Annotated in this window: 26 protein-coding genes and 3 pseudogenes; 27 read left to right on the top strand and 2 right to left on the bottom strand. The window is 54.8% G+C overall.

Annotated elements, in window-relative coordinates:
• Window positions 1-14: 14 nt before the first annotated feature.
• From rpsC to rpsI, 26 genes and pseudogenes are all read left to right on the top strand, one after another.
• Window positions 15-755: pseudogene (gene rpsC, locus KTE_RS12110) on the top strand (30S ribosomal protein S3); the annotation flags it as partial.
• Between the two features lie 294 nt (window positions 756-1049).
• Window positions 1050-1481, top strand: coding sequence for a 50S ribosomal protein L16 (gene rplP / locus KTE_RS12105; protein WP_007908579.1), 432 nt, complete (start codon window positions 1050-1052; stop codon window positions 1479-1481).
• Complete coding sequence (rpmC, locus tag KTE_RS12100) at window positions 1468-1674, top strand: 50S ribosomal protein L29 (RefSeq protein WP_201370462.1); 207 nt, start codon at window positions 1468-1470, stop codon at window positions 1672-1674. Before rplP ends, rpmC begins: the two co-directional genes overlap by 14 nt.
• Before the next feature lie 2 nt (window positions 1675-1676).
• Window positions 1677-2057: a 30S ribosomal protein S17 gene (gene rpsQ, locus KTE_RS12095; RefSeq protein WP_007908576.1), complete on the top strand. Its 381-nt coding sequence runs from the start codon at window positions 1677-1679 to the stop codon at window positions 2055-2057.
• Between the two features lie 21 nt (window positions 2058-2078).
• On the top strand, window positions 2079-2447 hold the full coding sequence (gene rplN / locus KTE_RS12090; RefSeq protein ID WP_007908574.1) for a 50S ribosomal protein L14: 369 nt from the start codon (window positions 2079-2081) through the stop codon (window positions 2445-2447).
• A gap of 11 nt (window positions 2448-2458) precedes the next feature.
• Window positions 2459-2842 (top strand): 50S ribosomal protein L24, encoded by a 384-nt coding sequence (gene rplX / locus KTE_RS12085; protein ID WP_374226775.1) that lies wholly within the window; start codon window positions 2459-2461, stop codon window positions 2840-2842.
• Window positions 2843-2847: 5 nt separating this feature from the next.
• The gene (gene rplE / locus KTE_RS12080) at window positions 2848-3393 is read left to right on the top strand and encodes a 50S ribosomal protein L5 (RefSeq protein ID WP_201370463.1); all 546 of its coding nucleotides are present in this window, start codon (window positions 2848-2850) and stop codon (window positions 3391-3393) included.
• Window positions 3394-3407: 14 nt separating this feature from the next.
• On the top strand, window positions 3408-3593 hold the full coding sequence (locus KTE_RS12075; protein ID WP_007908564.1) for a type Z 30S ribosomal protein S14: 186 nt from the start codon (window positions 3408-3410) through the stop codon (window positions 3591-3593).
• Window positions 3594-3693: 100 nt separating this feature from the next.
• Window positions 3694-4089: a 30S ribosomal protein S8 gene (rpsH, locus tag KTE_RS12070; RefSeq protein WP_007908563.1), complete on the top strand. Its 396-nt coding sequence runs from the start codon at window positions 3694-3696 to the stop codon at window positions 4087-4089.
• 12 nt (window positions 4090-4101) lie between these two features.
• Window positions 4102-4677: a 50S ribosomal protein L6 gene (rplF, locus tag KTE_RS12065; RefSeq protein WP_201370464.1), complete on the top strand. Its 576-nt coding sequence runs from the start codon at window positions 4102-4104 to the stop codon at window positions 4675-4677.
• A 359-nt stretch (window positions 4678-5036) separates the two neighbouring features.
• Complete coding sequence (locus KTE_RS49550; protein WP_374226774.1) at window positions 5037-5627, top strand: 50S ribosomal protein L18; 591 nt, start codon at window positions 5037-5039, stop codon at window positions 5625-5627.
• Window positions 5628-5674: 47 nt separating this feature from the next.
• Window positions 5675-6172 (top strand): annotated as a pseudogene (gene rpsE / locus KTE_RS12050) (30S ribosomal protein S5); the annotation flags it as partial.
• Window positions 6173-6385: 213 nt separating this feature from the next.
• Entirely contained in the window at window positions 6386-6586 is a 201-nt protein-coding gene (rpmD, locus tag KTE_RS12045; RefSeq protein WP_201381291.1) for a 50S ribosomal protein L30, read from the top strand.
• 5 nt (window positions 6587-6591) lie between these two features.
• Window positions 6592-7047: pseudogene (rplO, locus tag KTE_RS12040) on the top strand (50S ribosomal protein L15); the annotation flags it as partial.
• A 276-nt stretch (window positions 7048-7323) separates the two neighbouring features.
• Entirely contained in the window at window positions 7324-8655 is a 1332-nt protein-coding gene (gene secY, locus KTE_RS12035) for a preprotein translocase subunit SecY (RefSeq protein WP_201381289.1), read from the top strand.
• Between the two features lie 162 nt (window positions 8656-8817).
• Window positions 8818-9477 (top strand): adenylate kinase, encoded by a 660-nt coding sequence (locus KTE_RS12030; protein WP_201370469.1) that lies wholly within the window; start codon window positions 8818-8820, stop codon window positions 9475-9477.
• A 788-nt stretch (window positions 9478-10265) separates the two neighbouring features.
• On the top strand, window positions 10266-10484 hold the full coding sequence (gene infA, locus KTE_RS12025; RefSeq protein WP_007908553.1) for a translation initiation factor IF-1: 219 nt from the start codon (window positions 10266-10268) through the stop codon (window positions 10482-10484).
• A gap of 171 nt (window positions 10485-10655) precedes the next feature.
• Window positions 10656-10772, top strand: coding sequence for a 50S ribosomal protein L36 (gene rpmJ, locus KTE_RS12020; RefSeq protein WP_007908552.1), 117 nt, complete (start codon window positions 10656-10658; stop codon window positions 10770-10772).
• Window positions 10773-10864: 92 nt separating this feature from the next.
• On the top strand, window positions 10865-11245 hold the full coding sequence (gene rpsM / locus KTE_RS12015) for a 30S ribosomal protein S13 (protein WP_201381288.1): 381 nt from the start codon (window positions 10865-10867) through the stop codon (window positions 11243-11245).
• 20 nt (window positions 11246-11265) lie between these two features.
• Window positions 11266-11667, top strand: a complete 402-nt coding sequence (rpsK, locus tag KTE_RS12010; protein ID WP_007908550.1) for a 30S ribosomal protein S11 — start codon at window positions 11266-11268, stop codon at window positions 11665-11667.
• A gap of 25 nt (window positions 11668-11692) precedes the next feature.
• Window positions 11693-12325, top strand: a complete 633-nt coding sequence (gene rpsD / locus KTE_RS12005) for a 30S ribosomal protein S4 (protein ID WP_201370472.1) — start codon at window positions 11693-11695, stop codon at window positions 12323-12325.
• A gap of 203 nt (window positions 12326-12528) precedes the next feature.
• Window positions 12529-13509, top strand: a complete 981-nt coding sequence (locus KTE_RS12000; RefSeq protein WP_007908548.1) for a DNA-directed RNA polymerase subunit alpha — start codon at window positions 12529-12531, stop codon at window positions 13507-13509.
• A 1-nt stretch (window position 13510) separates the two neighbouring features.
• On the top strand, window positions 13511-14137 hold the full coding sequence (locus tag KTE_RS11995) for a bL17 family ribosomal protein (protein ID WP_201381287.1): 627 nt from the start codon (window positions 13511-13513) through the stop codon (window positions 14135-14137).
• A 193-nt stretch (window positions 14138-14330) separates the two neighbouring features.
• The gene (truA, locus tag KTE_RS11990; RefSeq protein ID WP_201381286.1) at window positions 14331-15134 is read left to right on the top strand and encodes a tRNA pseudouridine(38-40) synthase TruA; all 804 of its coding nucleotides are present in this window, start codon (window positions 14331-14333) and stop codon (window positions 15132-15134) included.
• A gap of 59 nt (window positions 15135-15193) precedes the next feature.
• The gene (rplM, locus tag KTE_RS11985; RefSeq protein WP_201381285.1) at window positions 15194-15664 is read left to right on the top strand and encodes a 50S ribosomal protein L13; all 471 of its coding nucleotides are present in this window, start codon (window positions 15194-15196) and stop codon (window positions 15662-15664) included.
• A gap of 54 nt (window positions 15665-15718) precedes the next feature.
• Entirely contained in the window at window positions 15719-16090 is a 372-nt protein-coding gene (rpsI, locus tag KTE_RS11980) for a 30S ribosomal protein S9 (RefSeq protein ID WP_201387060.1), read from the top strand.
• A 244-nt stretch (window positions 16091-16334) separates the two neighbouring features.
• Here rpsI and KTE_RS11975 read toward each other — a convergent pair whose 3' ends face one another.
• Window positions 16335-17258 (bottom strand): branched-chain amino acid transaminase, encoded by a 924-nt coding sequence (locus KTE_RS11975; RefSeq protein WP_201381283.1) that lies wholly within the window; start codon window positions 17256-17258, stop codon window positions 16335-16337.
• Between the two features lie 127 nt (window positions 17259-17385).
• Window positions 17386-18279, bottom strand: coding sequence for an arginase (rocF, locus tag KTE_RS11970; protein WP_201381281.1), 894 nt, complete (start codon window positions 18277-18279; stop codon window positions 17386-17388).
• Between the two features lie 450 nt (window positions 18280-18729).
• Between rocF and KTE_RS11965 the strand changes: the two genes are divergently transcribed.
• Window positions 18730-20424, top strand: coding sequence for a peptide ABC transporter substrate-binding protein (locus tag KTE_RS11965; protein ID WP_201381280.1), 1695 nt, complete (start codon window positions 18730-18732; stop codon window positions 20422-20424).
• Window positions 20425-20571 lie beyond the last annotated feature (147 nt).

Raw genomic sequence — 20571 nt, 5'->3', positions numbered from 1 at the left:
TAAGGAGGACACAGTTGGGACACAAGGTACACCCAATAGGGTTCCGGCTTGGCGTCATCAAAGGCTGGGAATCATGGCAGTCACGCTGGTACGCTGAGAACAACTACAAAGATATCCTGGCGGAGGATTTCCAGATCCGCCGTATGATCAACAAAGAGCTTTCCAGTGCTCATGGGGCCAAGGTTGACGCGGGCGTCTCAAAAATTGAGATCGAGCGCGCAGCCCCCAAACAGGTGCTGGTAAAGATCAACACCGCCAAACCCGGTATTGTTATCGGTAAGAGTGGTGAAAAGGTAGAGAGACTGAAGGCTCACCTTGAGGCCAAAACGCAGAAGCGTGTGCGCGTTGAGATCGTCGAGATCCGCCAGCCTGAGCTGGACGCGTACCTGGTTGGTCGCAGCATCTGCGATCAGCTTGAGAAGCGCGTCTCTTTCCGTCGTGCGATGAAGCAGGCGGTTCAGAAGTCGATGCGTGCTGGCGCGAAGGGCATCAAGGTAATCGCTGGTGGTCGCCTGGGTGGCGCGGAAATTGCTCGCACCGAGAAAGAGGTTGAGGGCAAGGTTCCTCTGCATACCCTGCGTGCCGACATCGATTATGGCCTGGCCGAGGCACACACCACCTTTGGTGTGATTGGCGTAAAAGTGTGGATCTATCGCGGGGACATTCTGCCAAGCCGCCGTCGCGAAAGCGCGGAGGCCGTGGATCTGTTTGCACCTACCGCCCCGCGTGAGTCTGGCGAACGCCGTCCTGATCGCCGCAGAGGCGAGGGCGGCCCACGCGGTCAGCGTCCTCAGGGAGACCGACCACGTGGTGGTGAGCGCCCCCAGCGCGGACCTCGTCCGCAGGGAGAGCGTGGACCTCGTCCGCAGGGAGATCGACCGCCACGCGGGCCTCGTCCGCAGGGCGAGCGCGCCCCACGCCCACAGGGCGAGCGCGCGCCACGTCCACAGAGCGAGCGTCAGCAGCCAGCGGCCGAGCAGCAGCAGCCGCAGCAGCCACCGGCTGGGCCTACCGAGTCCACTCAGGGCGAATAAGAGGAGAGCGAAGCCATGTTATTGGCACCATCAAGAACAAAGTACCGTCGCCAACATCGTGGGCGTATGAGAGGCGAAGCCACTCGCGGCGCAACGCTTGCCTTCGGCGATTTTGGCCTCCAGGCTCTGGAGCCATGTTGGATGGAGGCGCGTCAGATCGAGTCCGCTCGTATCGCGATGACGCGTTATATGAAGCGTGGTGGTAAAGTCTGGATCCGCGTCTTCCCCGACAAACCTATTACCGCCAAGCCCGCCGAAACCCGTATGGGTAGCGGTAAAGGTGCGGTCGATCACTGGGTTGCCGTGGTGAAGCCTGGACGCATCATCTTCGAGATCGGTGGCGTCAGCGAAGAGATCGCGAAGGAAGCCATCCGCCTTGCTATCCACAAGCTGCCTGTCAAGTGCCGCTTTATTACTAAAGGGGAGGCGGAGAGTGTCGAAGCTTAACGAACGTCGCAAGCAAATTAGCGAGATGGGCGAGGGCGAGGCGCGCAAAGAGATTCAGGAACTTCGTATGAAGCTCTTTAACCTCCGCTTGCAGCAGCAGCGCGGTGAAGTCAAAGACAACCGCGTCTTCGCGAACACCAAGAAAGATATTGCACGCTTGTTGCATCGCCTGACGATGTTGGAGAGTGAATAATCATGACAGAGCGAGTAGCCACTACTAGCTCGACCGCGGCGCCTTCAGTGCGCCGCGTCCAGAAGGTCGGGCGAGTAATTAGCAATAAAATGGACAAGACCATTGTTGTATCGGTCGAGTCCTTGAAGAAGCATCGTATCTATAAGCGAACATACAAGCAGACGAAACACTTCCATGTTCATGATGAGAACAACCAGTGTCAGATTGACGACGTTGTGCGCATCGAGGAGACTCGTCCCATGAGCAAGCTTAAGCGCTGGCGCCTGGTCGAGATCGTAAAGAGCGGAAGTGGTATCGTCCCGGTTGCAGAAGTTCTGGCTGAGGTTGATCCCAACCTGACGCAGAGCGAATCATCCGCGGAAGCTGAAAAGTCTGCCGAATAGAGTTAAGAGAGGGACGAACAGATGATTCAGCCGCAGACACGCTTGAAAGTCGCCGATAACACCGGCGCTAAAGAGATCATGTGTATCCGCGTGATGAGCGGTTCGGCCAAGCGCTACGCTGAGGTTGGCGATATTATCAAAGCCTCAGTGAAAGTCGCGACTCCGAACGGACAGGTAAAAAAGGGCGAAGTAGTGAATGCTGTGGTCGTGCGTGTGACGAAGGAATATGTCCGCCGTGATGGCTCGCATATCCGTTTCGATGAAAACGCCGCAGTTATCCTGGCTCCCGGTAACAATCCCAGGGGCACCCGCATCTTTGGCCCTGTAGCTCGCGAACTGCGTGAGAAGAACTTTATGAGACTAGTCTCACTCGCGCCAGAAGTGCTATAACGAGGGGAAAGATGTCAGTAAAAAAGAAAGAGAAGAAACCCCTGCACCTTGCGAAGATGAGCATCAAAAAGGGTGACACCGTTTTGATCATCACAGGCAAGGATAAGGATAAAGAAGGAACGGTTTCGCGAGCGTTGCCCCAGGACAGCAAGGTAATTGTTGAGGGCTTGAACGTCGTGAAGAAGCACGTTAAACCGCAGGGGCAGACCCGCCAGGGTGGCATCATCGAAAAGGCAATGCCATTGCATGTCTCGAACGTTATGTTGAAGTGCACAGAGTGCGGCGAGCCTACACGCGTTGGTCATGACCGTCGCGTCATGGGCGACAAAGAACGCTCGGTTCGCGTCTGCAAAAAGTGTGGCAAAGTCATTCAGGACCGGACGAGGAGTAGTTAAGCATTATGTTGGCATCACGCTTGAAAGAAAAATATCGTCAAGAGGTTGTGCCGGCCCTGCATAAGGAGTTTAACTACGCTAATCCAATGCAGGTTCCTGGCATTCACAAGGTTGTTGTTAATATTGGCATGGGCGAAGTCATCCAGAACGCCAAGGCTATGGATGCCGCCGTTGCCGACCTGGCGACCGTTACTGGTCAGCGCCCGGTCGTGACACGTGCCAAGCGCTCGGTGGCCGCGTTTAAACTACGCGAAGGGATGCCGATTGGCTGTATGGTGACACTGCGCGGTACGCGCATGTTCCACTTCCTCGACAAGCTGATCAACGTCGCGCTGCCACGTATCCGTGACTTCCAGGGCATCTCGGCTGATGCCTTCGATGGCCGCGGTAACTATACTCTGGGACTGCGCGAACAACTGGTCTTCCCAGAGATCGACTACGATAAAGTAGACAAGCTGCGCGGCATGGAAGTGAGTATCGTCACTACGGCTCGCACAGATGAAGAGGGGCGCAGATTGCTCGCACTAATGGGCATGCCCTTTAAGAAGTAACGCTGGAGGGCGCGATGGCAAAAATATCAATGATCATTAAGTCGCAGCGCAAGCCCAAGTTTGAGGTGCGGCATCACAATCGCTGTCAGGTTTGCGGGCGACCCCGTGCATATATGAGAAAGTTTGGCCTGTGCCGCATTTGCTTCCGCGAACGGGCGTTGCGCGGTGAGCTACCCGGCGTCACAAAATCGAGCTGGTAGATTGTAGTCGCGAATTGTTTCAGTTGGCTTTGATGACTACAGAGCAGCGTCGCTGTATCTGAGCGTCAAGCTGCCTGGGAAACTTAGTGGAGGATGTTCCATGAACATGACTGATCCCATTGCGGATATGCTGACGCGCATCCGTAATGCGGCTACAGCACGACATACTCGCGTACTCATTCCAGCGTCGAAAATGAAGCTGGCGATTGCGCGCGTGCTGAAAGAAGAAGGTTACATTAAAGATATCGAGATCCTGAAGGATAATCCACAGGGAACGCTGCGCCTGACGCTGCGCTATGTGGAGAAGAAGCCTGTCCTGACGCAGCTCAAACGCGTGAGCAAGCCTGGTCTGCGAGTCTATAGCAAACAGACCGACATTCCCCGCGTGCGTGGTGGCCTCGGTATCTCGATTGTATCGACATCCAGGGGCCTGATGACTGGCGCTAGCGCCTACAAACAGGGCGTGGGTGGCGAAGTCATCTGCTACGTTTGGTAAAGGGAGGTTAGAATGTCGCGTATTGGACGTGCTCCTATCACTGTCCCGCAAGCGGTGCAGGTGAACTGGACCGAAGACAATCTCGTGACGGTTAAAGGCCCCAAGGGTACGCTGTCTGAGCAGGTCGACCCTCAGCTTCAACTGAAGCTGGAGGACGGCACGCTGACGGTGACCCGCCCTTCGGATAGCAAAGAGCATCGCTCAAAGCATGGCCTGTATCGCACGTTGATTAACAACATGGTTGTGGGTGTGACCACTGGTTATACCAAGATGCTTGAGATCCATGGTGTGGGTTATCGCGCCGTCCAGCAGGGGAAGAACCTGATCATTCTGGTCGGTTACTCGCACCCGGTGGAGGTTCAGGCCCCTCAGGGTATCGAGTTGAAGCTTGAAGCGCCTGATCCCGCCAGCAAGGCGACCCGCATCAGCGTTACTGGCATCGACAAGCACGCGGTTGGTCAGTTGGCGGCCAACATTCGCCACATCCGCAAGCCCGAGCCTTATAAAGGCAAAGGCATCCGCTATGCTGGCGAGGCCGTGCGCCGCAAGGCTGGTAAGGCCGGTAAAGTCGGCGGTAAGAAGAAGTAAATAACGGCAAACACATTCTGCTGTAGGCGTCCGGGAGGAGTCTTCGAGAGTCCTCCCGGTACCTGTTGCATACGGCCTGTTACGGCAGGGCCAGCATACCTGGTCCTGGTGATTGGCATAGTGTTTACGACTGCTTTATACTATCTTTCGACGGTCTCTTATCACGTCATGAAAAGCAATCGTGAATGCCGCTTCACAGCGGCTAGCTTTCGCTCACACGATTGTATGGCAAGACAGAAAGACGCGACGCGAGGGCTGAACCCGGGAGACGTAGTGCCGACCACGTATTCCAAGTCCCTCAATCGCGCATTTTGCAGAAAGGGGATGAGCAGAGGAAGTTTTCCTGTGTCCTCCCGGTAATGGGAGAGCAGAGAACATGGATCTTCTGTTCACAGACAATGATTAAACAATTTCATGCAAATCAAGCAAGGCTGCGGCGGCACCAGCGAATTCGACGCCACCTTGAAGGCTCAGAACTGCGCCCACGTTTGAACGTATTCCGCAGTGGGCAGCATATCTACGCGCAGATTATTGACGATACCACGGGCAAGACCCTGGTCTCGGCTTCTACTCTGGACGAGAGCCTGCGGGACTTTAAACCGGTCGCTGAGCAGCACAAGCAGGCTGCGAAGACTGAGAGTGCGCCCGTCGCAGTAGAAGAGGTTGTGGAAGAAGCCGCCCCCGCCAAAGGGAAGAAAGCCGCTAAAGGTGGCCGTGCCGCCGCTGTGGCCGAAGCTCCGAAAAAAGAAAAGAAGAGCCAGACCGAGAAGCTGGCGGGCATCTTGAGCAATCGCAGGGTCTCCCTGGCGCACGAGGTTGGGAAGCTGGTGGCTCAGCGAGCGCAGGAAAAAGGTGTTAAGCAGGTTGTCTTCGATCGCGGTGGCTATGCCTATCACGGCAGAGTCGCGGCGCTTGCTGAAGGCGCTCGTGAAGCGGGACTGGATTTCTAGGGCCACGAGAGAGCCAATGAGCCTTTCAAAGAGGCGTGAGGAGTATTATGGCAAGAATTGATGCTTCAAAACTGAACCTTGAAGAGACCGTGGTTGAGGTCAGCCGCGTCTCCAAGGTGGTGAAGGGTGGCCGACGCTTCAGCATTCGTGCCCTGGTGGTTGTCGGTGATCGCAATGGTTTTGTTGGATATGGTTTCGGTAAGGCAGCTGAGTACACTGAGGCGATTCGTAAGGCAGTGGAAGACGCGAAGAAGCACCTGATTGAGGTGCCTCTTTCTGGCACAACCATTCCTTACCTGGTGAAGACGAACTTTGGTGCATCTGAGGTGCTGCTCAAACCGGCGGCCCCTGGTACGGGTGTTATTGCTGGTGGTGCGGTCCGCGCTGTCATGGAGGCCGCGGGCGTTCGCGATATCCTGACCAAGACGCTGGGAAGCACTAACAAGGCAAACACCGTTCAGGCATGTGTCAAGGCGCTACGCGAACTACGCTCCCCCGATGCCGAGGCGGCACGCCGTGGGAAGACCGTGGTTGAGTTGCTTGGCAAGAAGCGCGCCGAGCAGATGGCAGCCGCGACAGCAGCCGCGGCTGAGCAGGCTGCGGCCGCTCGTGCGGCACGTGAGGAAGAGGCGCGTGAGAGTCGCGCCGCAGCAGCAGGTCGTCGTGGTGGCGGTGATCGTCGTGGTGGCGGTGATCGCCGCGGTGGTGGCGGTGAGCGCCGCGGTGGTGGCGGTGAGCGCCGTCGATAGGAGTAAGCTATGGCAACAACGGGAATAACTAAATTACGCGTAAAATGGGTAAAGAGTTCAATCGGTTACGCGCAGGATCAGAAAGATACCATCCGCGCTCTAGGGCTGCGCAAGCTGCACCAGATCGTTGAGCATAACGACCAGCCTGCGGTGCGTGGCATGATTCGCAAAGTCAATCATCTAGTGCAGGTTGAGGAGATTGCAGAGTGAGTCTAATTAACCTTTCCAATTTGCAGCCTGCTCCAGGTTCGCATAAGACTGAGAAGCGCCTCGGTCGCGGTCACGGCTCCGGTCGTGGTAAGACCGCTGGTCGTGGTACTAAGGGTCAGAAAGCTCGTACTGGCGGGCGCGTCCATCGCGCATTTAACGGCGGTCAGACTCGCCTTTCAAAGCGCTTACCTTTCCTTCGTGGTCTGGGGAATCAGAATCCCCTTTTCCGCGACGACTATACTATAATTAATGTTATTGATCTCGCTCATTTCAATGCCGACACTCAGGTTACTCCTGAGGCCATGGTTGAGAAGGGGTTGCTCATCCCTGCGCAGGCTCGCGGCCTGATCAAGGTGCTGGGCGATGGCGAGATCGACTGCGCGCTGACCGTCCGCGCGCACAAATTCTCGGCGAGCGCGAAAGAGAAGATCGAGGCGGCCGGTGGTCGTATCGAGATTATCGAGCGCAAAGTGTACGAGAAGACGAAGCGTCGTAAAGATGAGAAGTCTGCAACAGAGCAGGGCGCGGGGGAGTAATCCCCCACGACCCTGCCCCGTGGCAGCGGTTACTTGAGAGTCTGTCCTTCATTCCTCTCCATCTATGCAAGTCTCCCGATATATAGAGAATATATTGAGATTTTAGAGAGATTTTAGAAATAAGGTCGAGATAGAGTCGAGATAGAGTCTTGGAGCCTTGCATAGCAATGCGGGAGGATTGAAAGCCGGAAGGAGGCTCCCATGTGGGAAAAGCTGCGTAGCATTTGGACTGTTCCCGATTTACGCAATAAAATACTCTTTACGTTGGCAATGTTGGTCGTGGTCCGCATCCTGGCCCACATCACCATTCCTCTTACAGGCGACGAACATAAAGCCCTGGTTAGTCTCTTCAACAGCGGCAAAAACGTCGGCCAGCTCCTGGGTTTACTCGATGTGTTCTCTGGTGGTTCGTTGCAGACGTTCTCCATTGTGGCTCTGAGCGTCTACCCGTATATCACCGCTACCATCGTCATGCAGTTGCTGCAACCCATCATTCCGGCCTTGCAGAACCTGGCCATGCAGGGTGAGGCGGGTCGCCTGCGCACCAGCCAGATTACTCGCATGATCGCTGTTCCTCTTGCCTTCTTGCAGGCGTTCGGCCAGTGCGCGCTGTACCAGAATCAGCACGTATTGACAAATTTCAGCCTGGTCGATCCAAAATACGCCCTCGAATCGTTCGCAATCCTCATCACCCTGACCGCCGGTGTTATGATCCTGGTCTGGATTGGTGAGCTGATCACTGAGAACGGTATCGGTAATGGTATTTCGCTGGTCATCTTTGGTAATATTGTGAGCCGCCTGGGTCAGACAGTCCAGCAGGGCTATGTCTCCGCGACCTCTGGTGGTGGTAATGGTAGTGGCATCGTCAGCATCGGTGTGTTCCTGCTGATCGGCCTGATTACCATTGTCGGCATTGTCTACATTTATCTGGGACAGCGTCGCGTACCCGTGCAGTATCCAACCAAGCGTATGGTCGGGCGTAATATGCTGGTTGGTTCCGCGCAGACAACCTACATTCCGATGCAGGTCAATAGCGCGGGTATGATCCCGCTGATCTTCGCGCAGTCAATGATGCTCTTCCCGTCGGTCATCTCGCAATACTTGACCTCGAGCACCACACCCTGGTTGCGCGATAGTGCTGTATGGGTTTCGACCTACCTGGTCAACCCGAAGTTATGGTGGTACTGGGCGATCTACTTTGTGCTGGTCGTCGCGTTCACCTACTTCTATGCCTACGTTATGTGGCAGCAGCAAAATATACCGGAGAACCTGCAAAAGCAGGGCGCATTCATCCCGGGCTATCGGCCCGGTCAGCCTACGAGCGACTACCTGTTCGCGATTCTCAATCGCATTACATTGGCAGGTGCGTTGTTCCTGGGCATTATAGCTGTTCTACCCTTCTTTGCAAGCGTTGGTGGCAATCAGCTGCTTGGAAGTGCTTCACTACTGATTGTAGTCGGCGTCGTTCTGGATACCGTGAGACAGCTTGAGGCCCAGATGGTAATGCGTAACTATTCGGGTTTCCTGTCTTAATAAGGGAGTTGTGCCGCCCCGCAGTGGCTGTTTTCACTGCACTTCCATAGAGGCACTGAGGGACATGGCAGCGGTAGAGCGGTCTGTGCTGGAGAATGTCTATCATGTGTGTATGGGAGTGCAGCGGCGCACTCCCTGTCATTTTTCCGCTGGAGGAAAAACGTGAACATTATCCTGATCGGTGCTCAAGGGTCTGGCAAAGGAACACAGGCCGAGAAGCTATCGCAGTCGCTCGATATTCGTCACGTGGCTAGTGGCGATTTGTTTCGCAGCGCCATAAGTCAGCAGACGGAGTTGGGGCTGAAGGCGAAAAAGTACATGGATGATGGTCACCTGGTCCCCGATGACCTGACCATCGCCATGGTGCTGGATCGCCTGCAAGCCCCGGACTGTGCGAATGGCGTGATTCTGGATGGCTTCCCCCGCACTATTGCCCAGTCCCAGGCACTAGATAAAGGATTGGCAAATGTAGGCAAGCGGGTTGACTGCGCGCTCTACCTGGAGGTGCCGCGAGCCGAGTTGCTCAAGCGCCTCTCGGGCAGATATATCTGCAAAGCTCACCAGCATGTCTATAACATTGAAACTAACCCCCCGCAGGTTGCGGGGATCTGTGATATCGATGGTAGCGAGCTGTACCAGCGCTCCGATGACCGTGGGGAGGCGATACAGAAGCGCCTGGATATCTTCTTTAATGATACGATTCACCTGATCGATTACTACGATGGTCAGCAGAAGTTGATTCGGGTGAATGGGAATCAAAGCATTGATCGTGTACAGCAGGAGCTGGTCAACGTGATTAGCGAACGCGCCGGTCAGCGCTAAACTGGGATCAGATCAGGTAGGTACTCGCCGCCGCCAGGTGGTGCTCTCGGTTTGGAGCCAGCCAGGTGGAAACTGGGTAAACGAGTACGCAGGCAGAAGAGCTGAAAGCCGCTCAACAGAGGAAGCCTCTCCCTGAGGGGTGAGGCCTTCACTGCGAAGGCGGCTCTTTACTGGAAGAAGGACTGGGGGCAGAAAGTGTACTGCCTGATAACCCACAAAGGGCTATCCTGGTTACTCCGCGCGTCGTTGTACGTCGGTACACGAAGAGTGGGGTACAAGAGAGTTGTGGGGACACGGGCGACTACGAATGTTCTAATGGCGAAGTCGAGAGGTCTATTCTGGCATCAGAGAATTGCCCTCTCGACTTCCTGGAGAATGTATGCTATAATTCGTAGTTGGCTGCAGCAGTACATACTGCTGCCCTTTTGTACTTGTAAGAGTAACAAAGCTTTAGCTGAGCAAATACACTCAAATGGGATAAGAGTCACAAGCGGTACTGAGGTGTGCTGCCTCAAGGGGAGCCGTTTTGTGTACCTGTAGAGAGGCTTGAGCAAAATGTATCTGTCGTTGTCCGCCAGATAGTTCTTATGCGGAAACCAACGTCACTCACGTGACTAGCGCTTCGCGCTCAGGTTTCCTAATAGGTAGTAATTGCGGATAGCCGTCCTCTCTCTCAGATGCATTTTATAGAGAAGAGCTGCCGCGTGCTGGCTGCCACGCGTAGACGATCCTTGTGATGAGCCGAGAGCAGGAGAGAAAAACGTCCCGATGATCAGGGAAAGGATGCTATGCCAAAAGATGAAATAGCTGTCGAGGGTACTGTACTAGAGGCCCTCCCCAATGCCATGTTCAAGGTGAGAATAGACGAGCAACATGAAGTCCTGGCAGTCCTCTCAGGGCGTATCAGAATGAACTTCGTGCGTATCGTTCCAGGTGATAAGGTACGAGTAGTGCTATCCCCATATGACCTGAAGCGAGGCCGTATCACATGGCGAGTTAAGGGTTGATGGTGGAGTAGGCATCCTTCTTTGTTCCCGTTGCTACCTGTGACCCAGACAGGTGTATGAGAAAGCGACAGGCACCGTCTAGGAAGTCGAGGCATGCTCACAAGCGTGCTGTTGTACTTTTGTGTGCCTGGAAGGTTAGTAGAGACTCAACTATCTTGAGGAGAGCAAATCATGAAAGTGAGTGCCTCGGTAAAGCCACGTTGTGACGGATGTAAGATTATCCGCCGTCACCGTGTGGTAATGGTGATCTGTAGTAAAGATCCAAAGCATAAACAGAAGCAAGGCTAAAATGGCGTTGCGAGTTTCCATTCCGTTCCCGTCCAGAGAGTTCCTTGTTGTGGCGGGTGAGTGGAAGGGGGAACTCGAAGCTGGAGGAAAAGATGGCTAGAATTGCTGGCGTTGACATTCCACGCGAGAAGCGCGTGGAGATCTCGCTGTGCTATATCTATGGTATCGGGCTTACTACAAGCCAGAAGATCCTGGAGAAGACAAGAATCAATCCGGATACCCGCGTTAAGGACCTGACTGAAGAAGAGGTAAACCGGTTGCGCGAGGTCATCGACCGTGAACACAAGGTTGAGGGTGACCTGCGTCGCGAAGTTCAGACGAATATCAAGCGTTTGATTGATATCGGCAGCTATCGTGGCTTGCGTCATCGTCGTAACCTTCCTGTACATGGTCAGCGTACTCGTACGAATGCGCGCACGCGCCGTGGACCAAAGAGAACCGTTGCCGGTAAGAAGAAGGCCGGTAAGAAGTAACGCCGGGAGAGATAGAAAGCATGGCAGACAAGAAGAAAGCTACTACTGGCAAAGTCAGGCGGCGTGAAAGAAAATCCATACCGCGTGGACAAGCTCATATTCAGGCTACGTTTAACAACACGATTGTGACGCTCACTGATCCCAATGGGAATGTCATCTCCTGGGGTAGCGCGGGAGCGCAGGGCTTTAAAGGCTCGCGCAAGAGCACGCCATATGCCGCGCAGGTGACTGCCGAGACGGCGGCGCGCCGCGCCATGGATCATGGGCTTAAGCAGATCGATGTGTTTGTGAAGGGACCCGGCTCCGGTCGTGAGGCGGCCATCCGCTCATTGCAGGCCTCAGGTCTCAATGTCACATCGATTACCGACGTAACACCTATTCCGCACAATGGCTGCCGCCCGCCCAAACGGCGTCGTGTATAGCCTGGGTTTTGAGGAGGATATATAGATGGCGCGTTATACCGGCCCGGTCTGCAAATTATGCAGACGTGAGGGGGTAAAACTATTCTTAAAGGGCGACAAGTGTATCCAGAAGTGCACACTTGAGCGTCATGGTCGCAATACTCGCCCTGGGCAGCATGGCACAAGCCGTGCGCGTAAGGAGTCGGGTTATGCGAAGCAGTTGCGCGAGAAGCAGCGCGTGCGTCGTACGTATGGAGTGTTGGAGCGCCAGTTCAGCAAACACTTCGTCGCCGCGGCCCGCCGCCCTGGTAAGACCAGCGAGAACCTGTTGCAGATCCTTGAGATGAGGCTCGACAACCTGGTCTACCGCCTGGGCTTTGCCGATTCGCGCGCGCAGGCTCGCCAGCTGGTCAACCATGGTCACTTCGTTGTCAATGGCCGCAAAACGGACATTCCGTCCTTCATCGCCAAGCCAAACGACGTGATCGCGGTGCGTGATTCCAACAAGAGCCTTGAGTACTTCAAGAGCCGCGCGCTGCTGTTGTCTCAGAAGGGTATTCCAACCTGGCTGCGCCTGGATGTGGATGCGATGTCTGGTCGTGTTCTGACGTTACCTTCACGAACAGATCTCGAGCTGCCCTTCGATGAGCAGATGGTCGTCGAGTACTATCAGCGATAACACGTTGAGTTGCGGTGGGTCGATCCCTGGGCGTAGCTCCTTATATGGAGCCGCTTGGGGGCATAGCACTCTTGGACTACCGCCATTCGTGGCGTCTCCCTCTTCCAGTGCGTGCTCCTAAGGCTGCGGTAATGCAGCAAACCTGGGAGAGAGAGCACGCTTGCGGATGGATAGTGGTAGAAAAAGAAAGGCAGGTTTGAACCTTGCTAGATATTACTCTGCCTCGTATAAAGAACACCAAGACACAAGGGAATTATGCGAGTTACGACATTGAGCCGTTAGAGGCGGGGTACGGCCAGACCCTGGGCAACGCGCTTCGGCGTGTATTGCTGTCATCGCTGCCTGGTGCAGCCGTGACCTCTATTCGGATCGAGGGCGTGCAGCATGAGTTTCAGGATGTCCCCGGTGTGTTGGAGGACGTGACCGATATTGTCTTGAATATCAAGAAGTTGCGCTTGCGCAGTTTCTCCGAGCATCCCGTTACGATGCGCCTGGAGGTCAATGGCGAGCGCGAGGTCACGGCGGCGGATATCGTCGCACCGAGCACGGTGGAGATCGTGAACCCGGAGTTGCATATCGCATCTCTGGATAACGATAATGCTCATCTAGACATGGAACTGGTGGTGGAGACTGGTCGCAGCTACGTGCCTGCTGACTCGAAGGAGGATCAACCCATTGGTGTGATCCCCGTCGATGCCATCTACACACCAGTACAAAAGGTCAATTACACGGTTGAGCACACTCGTGTTGGCCAGATGACAAACTACGATAAGATCGTTCTTGAGGTCACGACCGACGGAACTATTACACCGGATGAGGCCTTGCGCCAGAGCGCTGATGTCCTGGTAAGGCACTTTACGTTGCTTGCCAACTATCGCGCCTCTCTGCCCGAGCCAGAAAAGGCTCCGCTGAGCAGCCTGCCCATCCCACAAAAGATCTACGACACGCCGATTGAGGAACTCGATCTCTCGGTACGTGCCTATAACTGCCTGAAGCGTAGCAATATTACGAAGGTAGGTCAGGTGCTCTCGATGAATGAGGAAGATCTTCTTGGCGTACGCAACTTTGGTGAGAAGAGCCTGCAAGAGCTGCGTGAGCGCTTGCTAGCGCGTAACTTCTTGCCTAATCCGCGCACAAGCGCGGTTGGAGCCGACGTAGACGGCGACCACGAAATGGAGGAATGAGTTGAGGCACCGAATTGCCGGAAACCGGATGAACATGCCTGAGCCGCGCCGTCGTTCTGCGCGCCGTAACCTGATGGCAGGCCTGATCCGGTATGACCGTATTAATACAACTACCTCGCGTGTAGAAGCTATTCGCGGCGAAGCAGAGAAGCTGATTAGCACGGCTGTCAAGGGCCGCCTGGCTGCTCGTGAGCACCTGGCTAAGGTGGTCAGCGATACCGAGAAGGCCGAGCAGATCCTGGCGTTTGCGCGCCGAGGCCGCTTCTCACTGAAGGCGACTATCGGGAACAACGAAGAGCGCGCCAAGCAGCAGAAGGCTCCTCTGACCGATAAGGGCCGCAAGTTCCTGGAGGATAAGCACAAGGCTCGCCGTGAAGAGTTGCTGAAGATCATCTCGAACGAGTCTGAGGCGGAGAAGGCTCTGGCGACTGCCTACGAGGCAATGGTGATCGAGCTTCACGCTCGCCGCCAGATCCTGAGCGCGCTCCCTGATGAGCTGGTCGTGAAGAAGATGTTCGACGAGCTTGCTCCTCGCTATGTCGGACGCCCGGGTGGCTACACGCGCATTACCAAGCTGGGACGGCGTAAGGGTGATGCAGCGGAAATTGCGCAGATTGCCCTGGTATAACCCGGAGAGCCTACACACAGCGTAGGGGCGACAGCGCTACGACAGAGCGTTCGTAGCTTTTTCATGAGATTATTCATGATGGGTCGTCGGCGCAGGCTCGATCAGCAAGGGCGTACCAGGTGCGGAGAAAGTCGCTTTCACTCTAGTCAAGAAGCGTACGGAATGTACGAAAAAGCTGTACTTTTGAAAATGTATGATTATTGCGTGCGGTATTGAGTATGATGGCACTGACTACCATGGTTTTCAGCGGCAACGCGCGAGCCATGGTCCGACGGTGCAAGGAACACTGGAAGCTGCGGTAACGCAGATCAGTGGCGTACAAACCACGGTAATGGGAGCGGGTCGGACCGATGCTGGCGTTCATGCCAGTGGTCAGGTTATCCACTTCCGTACGGAGTCGCGTCTGACCGTTGAGGTCTGGCGGCGAGCACTGAATGCCGTTCTACCCAGTACTGTCGTGGTCCGCTGGGCGAAAGAGATGCCGGAAGGCTTTCATGCTCGCTTTAGCGCGCAGAGCCGTTCGTATCGCTATACGATCTGGAATGAGCGCTTTCCCACGGCCCTGCGCGCGCGCTATGCCTATCACTGTTCACGCGAGTTAGACGTAACCCTGATGGATAATGCGTGTCGCTATTTACTGGGTCGGAAGGATTTTGGAGCGTTTGGACATAGTCCCGACGACTCCAATCCACTCAAGCCAGGACCACATCACTGTATTCGTACAATGTTAGAGGCCCGCTGTTTGCGTGATCATCAGCAAGCAGAACTCATCTATTGTGACTTTACTGCTGATGCCTTTCTCACGGGGCAGGTACGCAGGATGGTTGGCACACTCCTGTTGGTAGGACAGCAACGCCTAAGTGTTGCGGAGTTTGCCGAGATTGTGCAGCGGGCGGAGAAAACGCACCCTGGTTCAGCGGCCCCATCGCTTGGGCTGTGTCTGGTACGGGTTGAGTATCCTGAAAAATTTGGAGTAAGTGCCTCTCCGAAAACCTGAGCGCGTGAGCGCTAGCCGCGAGAGCGGCGTTGGTTTTCGTATAAGGAGATAAATGGACAATGAATAAGACATATAGCGCCAAGGCCGCTGATCTGCAACCCACATGGTATGTTATCGATGCCGAGGGACAGGTATTGGGTCGTCTGGCATCGCAGATCGCGCAGATCTTGCGCGGTAAGCATAAACCTACCTTCACACCGAATCTTAACACTGGCGACTGTGTTATCGTCATCAATGCCGATAAGATCGCGGTCACGGGCAAGCGCCTGGATCAGAAGGTCTACTATCGCCACTCACAGTATCCTGGTGGCTTGAAGCAGCAGACGCTGCGCCAGGTAGTCGAGGGCAAACATCCCGAGCGCGCTCTTGAGCACGCGATCCGTGGCATGGTTATGCACAACCGCCTCGGTGCGAAGGTGATGAAGAACCTGAAGATTTATGCTGGCTCAACACATCCACATGAGGCCCAGAAACCCGTGGTCTGGGCGGGGGCGGAAGCTCTGTTGAAGCAGCCCGCCGCTGAGAAGTAAAGAAGAGGAGATCCTACCTTGGCTGAAACACCTAAAGGTGAGTACTATTACGGCATGGGTCGGCGCAAGACGGCGGTTGCTCGCGTGCGCCTCTACCCCAACGGTGATGGTAGCATTACAATCAACGGCAAACCTGCTTTTGACTACTTTGGCAAGCGTGAGACACATGTCTCGACGATCATCTCGCCCGTCCGCGAGCTGAACATCGGCAACTACACCATTACCGTGCGTGTAGTCGGCGGTGGCACAGCTGGTCAGGCTGGCGCGATCCGCCATGCCCTGGCTCGCGCCCTGGTTCGCCAGGATGGCGAGAATAAGCCCGCCATGCGTAAAGCTGGTTTCTTGACCCGCGATCCACGCATGAAAGAGCGCAAAAAACCAGGCCTCAAGCGCGCCCGCAAGGCCCCACAGTACACAAAGCGTTAGTTTCCCCCGCGAAACAAGCGTCTTTGGTGGTCCTGTTGGAACCCAAGATTTCAACCCCTGCCGGAACTCTTCTGGCAGGGGTCTTTTGTTACCTGTTTTCGTGGTTCTTTGTGCGCAGCCTTAATAAAGAGGTATGGTGGTGGGGAGCCATTAGTTAAAGAGAGAAGCGGGGAAGTTGTAGGCTGACCTACAACTTCCCCGCTTCTCTCTTTAACTAATGGCCTTTTAAGGGCCGTAAAAGACTCTATTTTTTGTAGACAGGGGTACACCACTGGGCGCTATATTCAGGGTGTTTGCCGCGCACGATATCGAAGTAGAGCTCCTGCAATCTGCGTACAACAGGGCCTACTTTGCCGCTGCCAACCGGGCGACGGTCGACCTCGATGACGGGGGCGATCTGCGCGCCTGTGCCACAGAGGAGGATTTCGTCGGCGAGGTAAAGTTCTGTGCGATCCACCGGGCGCTCGCGTGTGGGGATGCCAAGCTCGCGCTCCGCGATTTTGATGACAGTGTCGCGGGTGATACCCAGGAGAATGTTCTCGGTTGGAGCCGGGGTGACGAGCTCGCCATTGGTGTAGAGGAAGATGTTCTCGGCGCTGCCCTCAGAGACGTTGCCCTCATGTGTGAGCATGATGGCTTCATCGAAGCCGTTCTGGAGCGCCTCGGTCTTGGCGAAGGCCGCGTTGACGTAGCTGCCGCAGATTTTGGCGCGCGCGGGCATGGCGTTGTCATCGATACGGCGCCAGGAGGAGACTCCACAGCGCAGACCCGTGATCTCGACGTAGTTGCCCAGAGGCTCGGAGGTGAGGATGTAGTCGTCGCGCAGGTCATGCAGCTTGACGCCGATGATTTCATCACCCTTATAGGCGACGGGGCGTAGATAGACGTCCTCATGCTGGCCGTTGCGGCGTACCAGTTCCGTGCTCTGCTCGATCAATTGCTCAACACTATAGGGGAGAGACATGCTTAAGATCTTGCAGGAGCGGAGCAGGCGCTCATAGTGCTCGCGCAGGCGGAAGAGATAGAGCTGCTGCTCCTCTTCGTTCCAGTAGCCACGGATGCCCTCAAAGCACCCGGTGCCATACGCGAAGCCGTGAGTACGTACGGAGATAATACCTTTGTCGGCGGGGATAAATTCCCCATTCATAAACAATTCTTTGGCGTTCATGGCGTGGTACTGATAAGAAGCCTCGTTGCTCCCTATCTTCCCTCCTTTTCTGGAATGATTGGTGAAATGAATTGTAGTAGTTATACGATACTCCAGAAACAAGGCTCAGGACAACATTGTCCCAGGATTATAGGATCTTTTTGCCCAGGGCCGAGAGGATAAGCTCAACGGCCAGGAGGGCCGTCGCGTTCTCCCGGTCGAGAATGGAGTTGACTTCTACGACGTCCATAGAGACCATGTGTTTGGAGTCTGAGACCATTTCCATTGCCAGGTGGGCTTCGCGATAGCTGAGACCACCACGGACCGGAGTCCCAACGCCTGGAGCCTCGCGTGGGTCAAGCGAATCCATATCCAGGCTCAAGTGAATGGGTTGATCCTGGCGGCCCGCAATTTCGATGGCCTGGCTCATAATATTGGACATGCCATAGCGGTCGACATCTGACATGGTGTAGACATGGACGCGATGCTTGCGCAGAAGATCTTGTTCGCCTGGATCGAGGTCACGAGCGCCTACGATCACAATGTTCTCTGGATTGAGCTTGGGCGCCCAGCCACCGATATGGGTGAGCCTGGAGTTTCCCTGGCCGACCAGGGCCGCGAGGATCATGCCATGGATATTGCCGGATGGGCTTGTCTCTTCAATATTAAAGTCGCCGTGTGCATCCACCCAGATGATGCCCAGGTTTTTGTGTACATTGGCTACGCCGCTGATTGAACCCAGGGCCATACTATGATCACCGCCCAGGATGAGCGGAAACTGGTCGGATTGGAGGGCGTCAGTGACAACGTTTGCCAGTTCCTCAGAGACTTCGACGATGGGGTCGAGGTATTTGAGTTTGGGGCTCCCAATGGGCCTGCTTTCAGGCTGGGGAACATGTATATTTCCAAAGTCAGAGACTGTATGTCCAAGTGCGCGTAGGTGGTCGTGAAGCCCCGCATAGCGGATGGCGCTGGGGCCGATATCGACGCCACGACGGTCTGCACCAAGATCGATTGGCGCACCTATAACACGAATATGCATAGAAAAACCTCTTGTTCAACGCTGAACGCTAACTCTTTCCACGTTCCTATGTTCATTATAGACCCCCACTTGAGGTTTGTCTATGAGGGGTAGTTGAGTATATATGTGGGTGTGTTTGGCAGGCGCACGCCTGCCAAACACACCCACATATATACTCAACTACGTGGATAGGTGGTATGGAGCGTGACTTTTGATTACAGATGGGGCTTTTGGATTTGGGTTTAGTTCGCTATACTATGGGGGTTGGAGTATGCTCAGTTATTCTTATTCCGAAACCCAACGTCACTGGCGTGACTAGCGCTTCCCCCATTCGGGGACAAGCGCGCTCAGGGTTTCGGAGAAGTAGTATTTTGCTTTATGGCGAAGAACAATCATTACCTGTAATGTTGTAATAGACGTAGGCTCGCGAAGGCGAGTACATTTTGTGGCTTAAGAAAGTGAGGAGCCTGGATGCATCATCGCACGCTCTCTCAAATGAGCCTTTCTCCTGGTGCCCATAATCAGGTGGCGTCACGAAGGGGGAGGCAGGGAGTCGGAACCCTCTTGCTGCTGCTTTGCACTCTACTACTTATTCTCGTTGCATGTAGCAATGGAAATTCATCAAAATCACCGGGAAATGGTACGCCGAGCCAGTCTGTGGCACAGGTCCTTAAATTCCCTAATGTTGGTACAGAGGATGCTGCCTCGCTCGATCCAGCGCAGGGTCCAGATGAGAATACGGGCCAGGTCATTTCAATGATCTTTAGTGGCCTGGTGGCTCTGGACGCGAATTTGAATGTGGTGCCAGACCAGGCAACCTGGCAGGCGTCCGATGATGGGAAGACCTATACATTCAAGATTCACGATGACGTTCGTTTCTCCGATGGTACGCCTGTAACCGCGCAGTCCTATATCTATACCTGGACGCGTGCGCTGCTACCAGAGATTGCCTCTCCCATTGCCAGTACCTTTGAAGACCAGATCATTGGCTCTGATGAAGTGGCCAGTGGTAAGACGAAGACGCTTAGCGGCCTGAAGGCGCTGGATGATCATACCCTACAGGTTTCACTAAAGACGGCCTCGCCCTATTTTCTCTCGGCACTTACTAATTCCCTCTTTGCTCCGCTTAACCAGAAGGTGATTGAGAAGTATGGTGAGAAAAGCTGGCCGCAGAAAGCCCTGGGCGAGGGAATAGGCGCGGGTCCCTTCATCGCGCAGAGCTGGGATCACAATGTCAAAATGGTCTTTGTGCCAAACAAGTATTACTATGGCAAGAAGACGCGTCTGCAACAGGTCGAGATGTATTTTGTCAATGACGCCTCGACCGCTTTTAAAGCCTATCGAGCTGGGCAGTATAGCTTTATCTGGAAAGTGTCGCCACAGGATCAGATAACTGCGCGCGGTATCTCTGGTTTCCGCAGTCAGTCGCGTTTACAGACTGACCTGCTCTTCTTTGATAATACCAAGCCGCCATTTGATCGTCCCGAGGTGCGCCAGGCCTTTGCGTATGCGATTGATAAGACGAAACTGGTTAATAACGTACTCAAAAATGCAGCGCTAGCTGCGCCGACCATTATCCCTCCTGGGATGCCTAGCTACCAGCCGGATTATGCGGGCATTCCCTTCGATCCAAATAAGGCTAAATCCCTGATCCAGTCGGTGTATCCTGATATTACGAAGGTTCCGACGATTACGTTCTCTTACCCCAATTCGCAGGTGTCTTCGGCTGAGGCTGCGGCGCTGCAAAATATGTGGCAGAGCGCGCTTGGCATCCAGGTAAAACTGCGCTCGGTCGAGGTCACGGCCTATAATGATGAGACGGCGAAGAAGCAGATCCAGTTTGGCTTTACCCAGTGGGGCGCAGATTTCCCCGATCCTTATGACTGGCTGTATCTGAACCTGTTGTCGTCGGCGGCCAATAACAATGGCCAGTGGAAGAACACTGAATTTGACGCCACGGTGCAGACCGCTGAGACCAAGACGGGGGATGAGCGTATCTCTCTCTACAACAAAGCGGAGCAGATCGCGATTACCGATGTTGGCTGGCTGCCCCTGGATCATGCCTCGCTGGCCGCGATTATCCCACCAACCTTGCACGGCGTAACCCTGAATGCGAACGGCCTGTACTTTGGTAACTGGTCCAATGTCTACCTGACGCAGAAATAGAGAAGAGAGTTATGGGTGTGGTGGGTGCAGGTCGCCTGCGCCCACCACACCCATAACTCTCTTCTTGTTTCTAAAGTGGGCTTGGAAGCTCGCTAGAGGCCAGGTGAACTCTGCAATATATTGTAGGATTGATGGCCTTTTTTCTTG

Source organism: Ktedonobacter sp. SOSP1-85, from assembly GCF_016587415.1.
Classification (GTDB): domain Bacteria; phylum Chloroflexota; class Ktedonobacteria; order Ktedonobacterales; family Ktedonobacteraceae; genus Ktedonobacter.
The sequence above is the reverse complement of the archived record's forward strand: the minus strand, read 5'-3'. Positions and strand labels throughout refer to the sequence as shown.

Coding starts and splice junctions, on each gene's coding strand:
- rplP (WP_007908579.1), top strand. CDS start 1,050: ATGTTATTGGCACCATCAAGAACAAAGTACCGTCGCCAACATCGTGGG.
- rpsQ (WP_007908576.1), top strand. CDS start 1,677: ATGACAGAGCGAGTAGCCACTACTAGCTCGACCGCGGCGCCTTCAGTG.
- rplN (WP_007908574.1), top strand. CDS start 2,079: ATGATTCAGCCGCAGACACGCTTGAAAGTCGCCGATAACACCGGCGCT.
- rplX (WP_374226775.1), top strand. CDS start 2,459: ATGTCAGTAAAAAAGAAAGAGAAGAAACCCCTGCACCTTGCGAAGATG.
- rplE (WP_201370463.1), top strand. CDS start 2,848: ATGTTGGCATCACGCTTGAAAGAAAAATATCGTCAAGAGGTTGTGCCG.
- KTE_RS12075 (WP_007908564.1), top strand. CDS start 3,408: ATGGCAAAAATATCAATGATCATTAAGTCGCAGCGCAAGCCCAAGTTT.
- rpsH (WP_007908563.1), top strand. CDS start 3,694: ATGAACATGACTGATCCCATTGCGGATATGCTGACGCGCATCCGTAAT.
- rplF (WP_201370464.1), top strand. CDS start 4,102: ATGTCGCGTATTGGACGTGCTCCTATCACTGTCCCGCAAGCGGTGCAG.
- KTE_RS49550 (WP_374226774.1), top strand. CDS start 5,037: ATGGGAGAGCAGAGAACATGGATCTTCTGTTCACAGACAATGATTAAA.
- rpmD (WP_201381291.1), top strand. CDS start 6,386: ATGGCAACAACGGGAATAACTAAATTACGCGTAAAATGGGTAAAGAGT.
- secY (WP_201381289.1), top strand. CDS start 7,324: ATGTGGGAAAAGCTGCGTAGCATTTGGACTGTTCCCGATTTACGCAAT.
- infA (WP_007908553.1), top strand. CDS start 10,266: ATGCCAAAAGATGAAATAGCTGTCGAGGGTACTGTACTAGAGGCCCTC.
- rpmJ (WP_007908552.1), top strand. CDS start 10,656: ATGAAAGTGAGTGCCTCGGTAAAGCCACGTTGTGACGGATGTAAGATT.
- rpsM (WP_201381288.1), top strand. CDS start 10,865: ATGGCTAGAATTGCTGGCGTTGACATTCCACGCGAGAAGCGCGTGGAG.
- rpsK (WP_007908550.1), top strand. CDS start 11,266: ATGGCAGACAAGAAGAAAGCTACTACTGGCAAAGTCAGGCGGCGTGAA.
- rpsD (WP_201370472.1), top strand. CDS start 11,693: ATGGCGCGTTATACCGGCCCGGTCTGCAAATTATGCAGACGTGAGGGG.
- truA (WP_201381286.1), top strand. CDS start 14,331: ATGATTATTGCGTGCGGTATTGAGTATGATGGCACTGACTACCATGGT.
- rplM (WP_201381285.1), top strand. CDS start 15,194: ATGAATAAGACATATAGCGCCAAGGCCGCTGATCTGCAACCCACATGG.
- rpsI (WP_201387060.1), top strand. CDS start 15,719: ATGGGTCGGCGCAAGACGGCGGTTGCTCGCGTGCGCCTCTACCCCAAC.
- KTE_RS11975 (WP_201381283.1), bottom strand. CDS start 17,258: ATGAACGCCAAAGAATTGTTTATGAATGGGGAATTTATCCCCGCCGAC.
- rocF (WP_201381281.1), bottom strand. CDS start 18,279: ATGCATATTCGTGTTATAGGTGCGCCAATCGATCTTGGTGCAGACCGT.
- KTE_RS11965 (WP_201381280.1), top strand. CDS start 18,730: ATGCATCATCGCACGCTCTCTCAAATGAGCCTTTCTCCTGGTGCCCAT.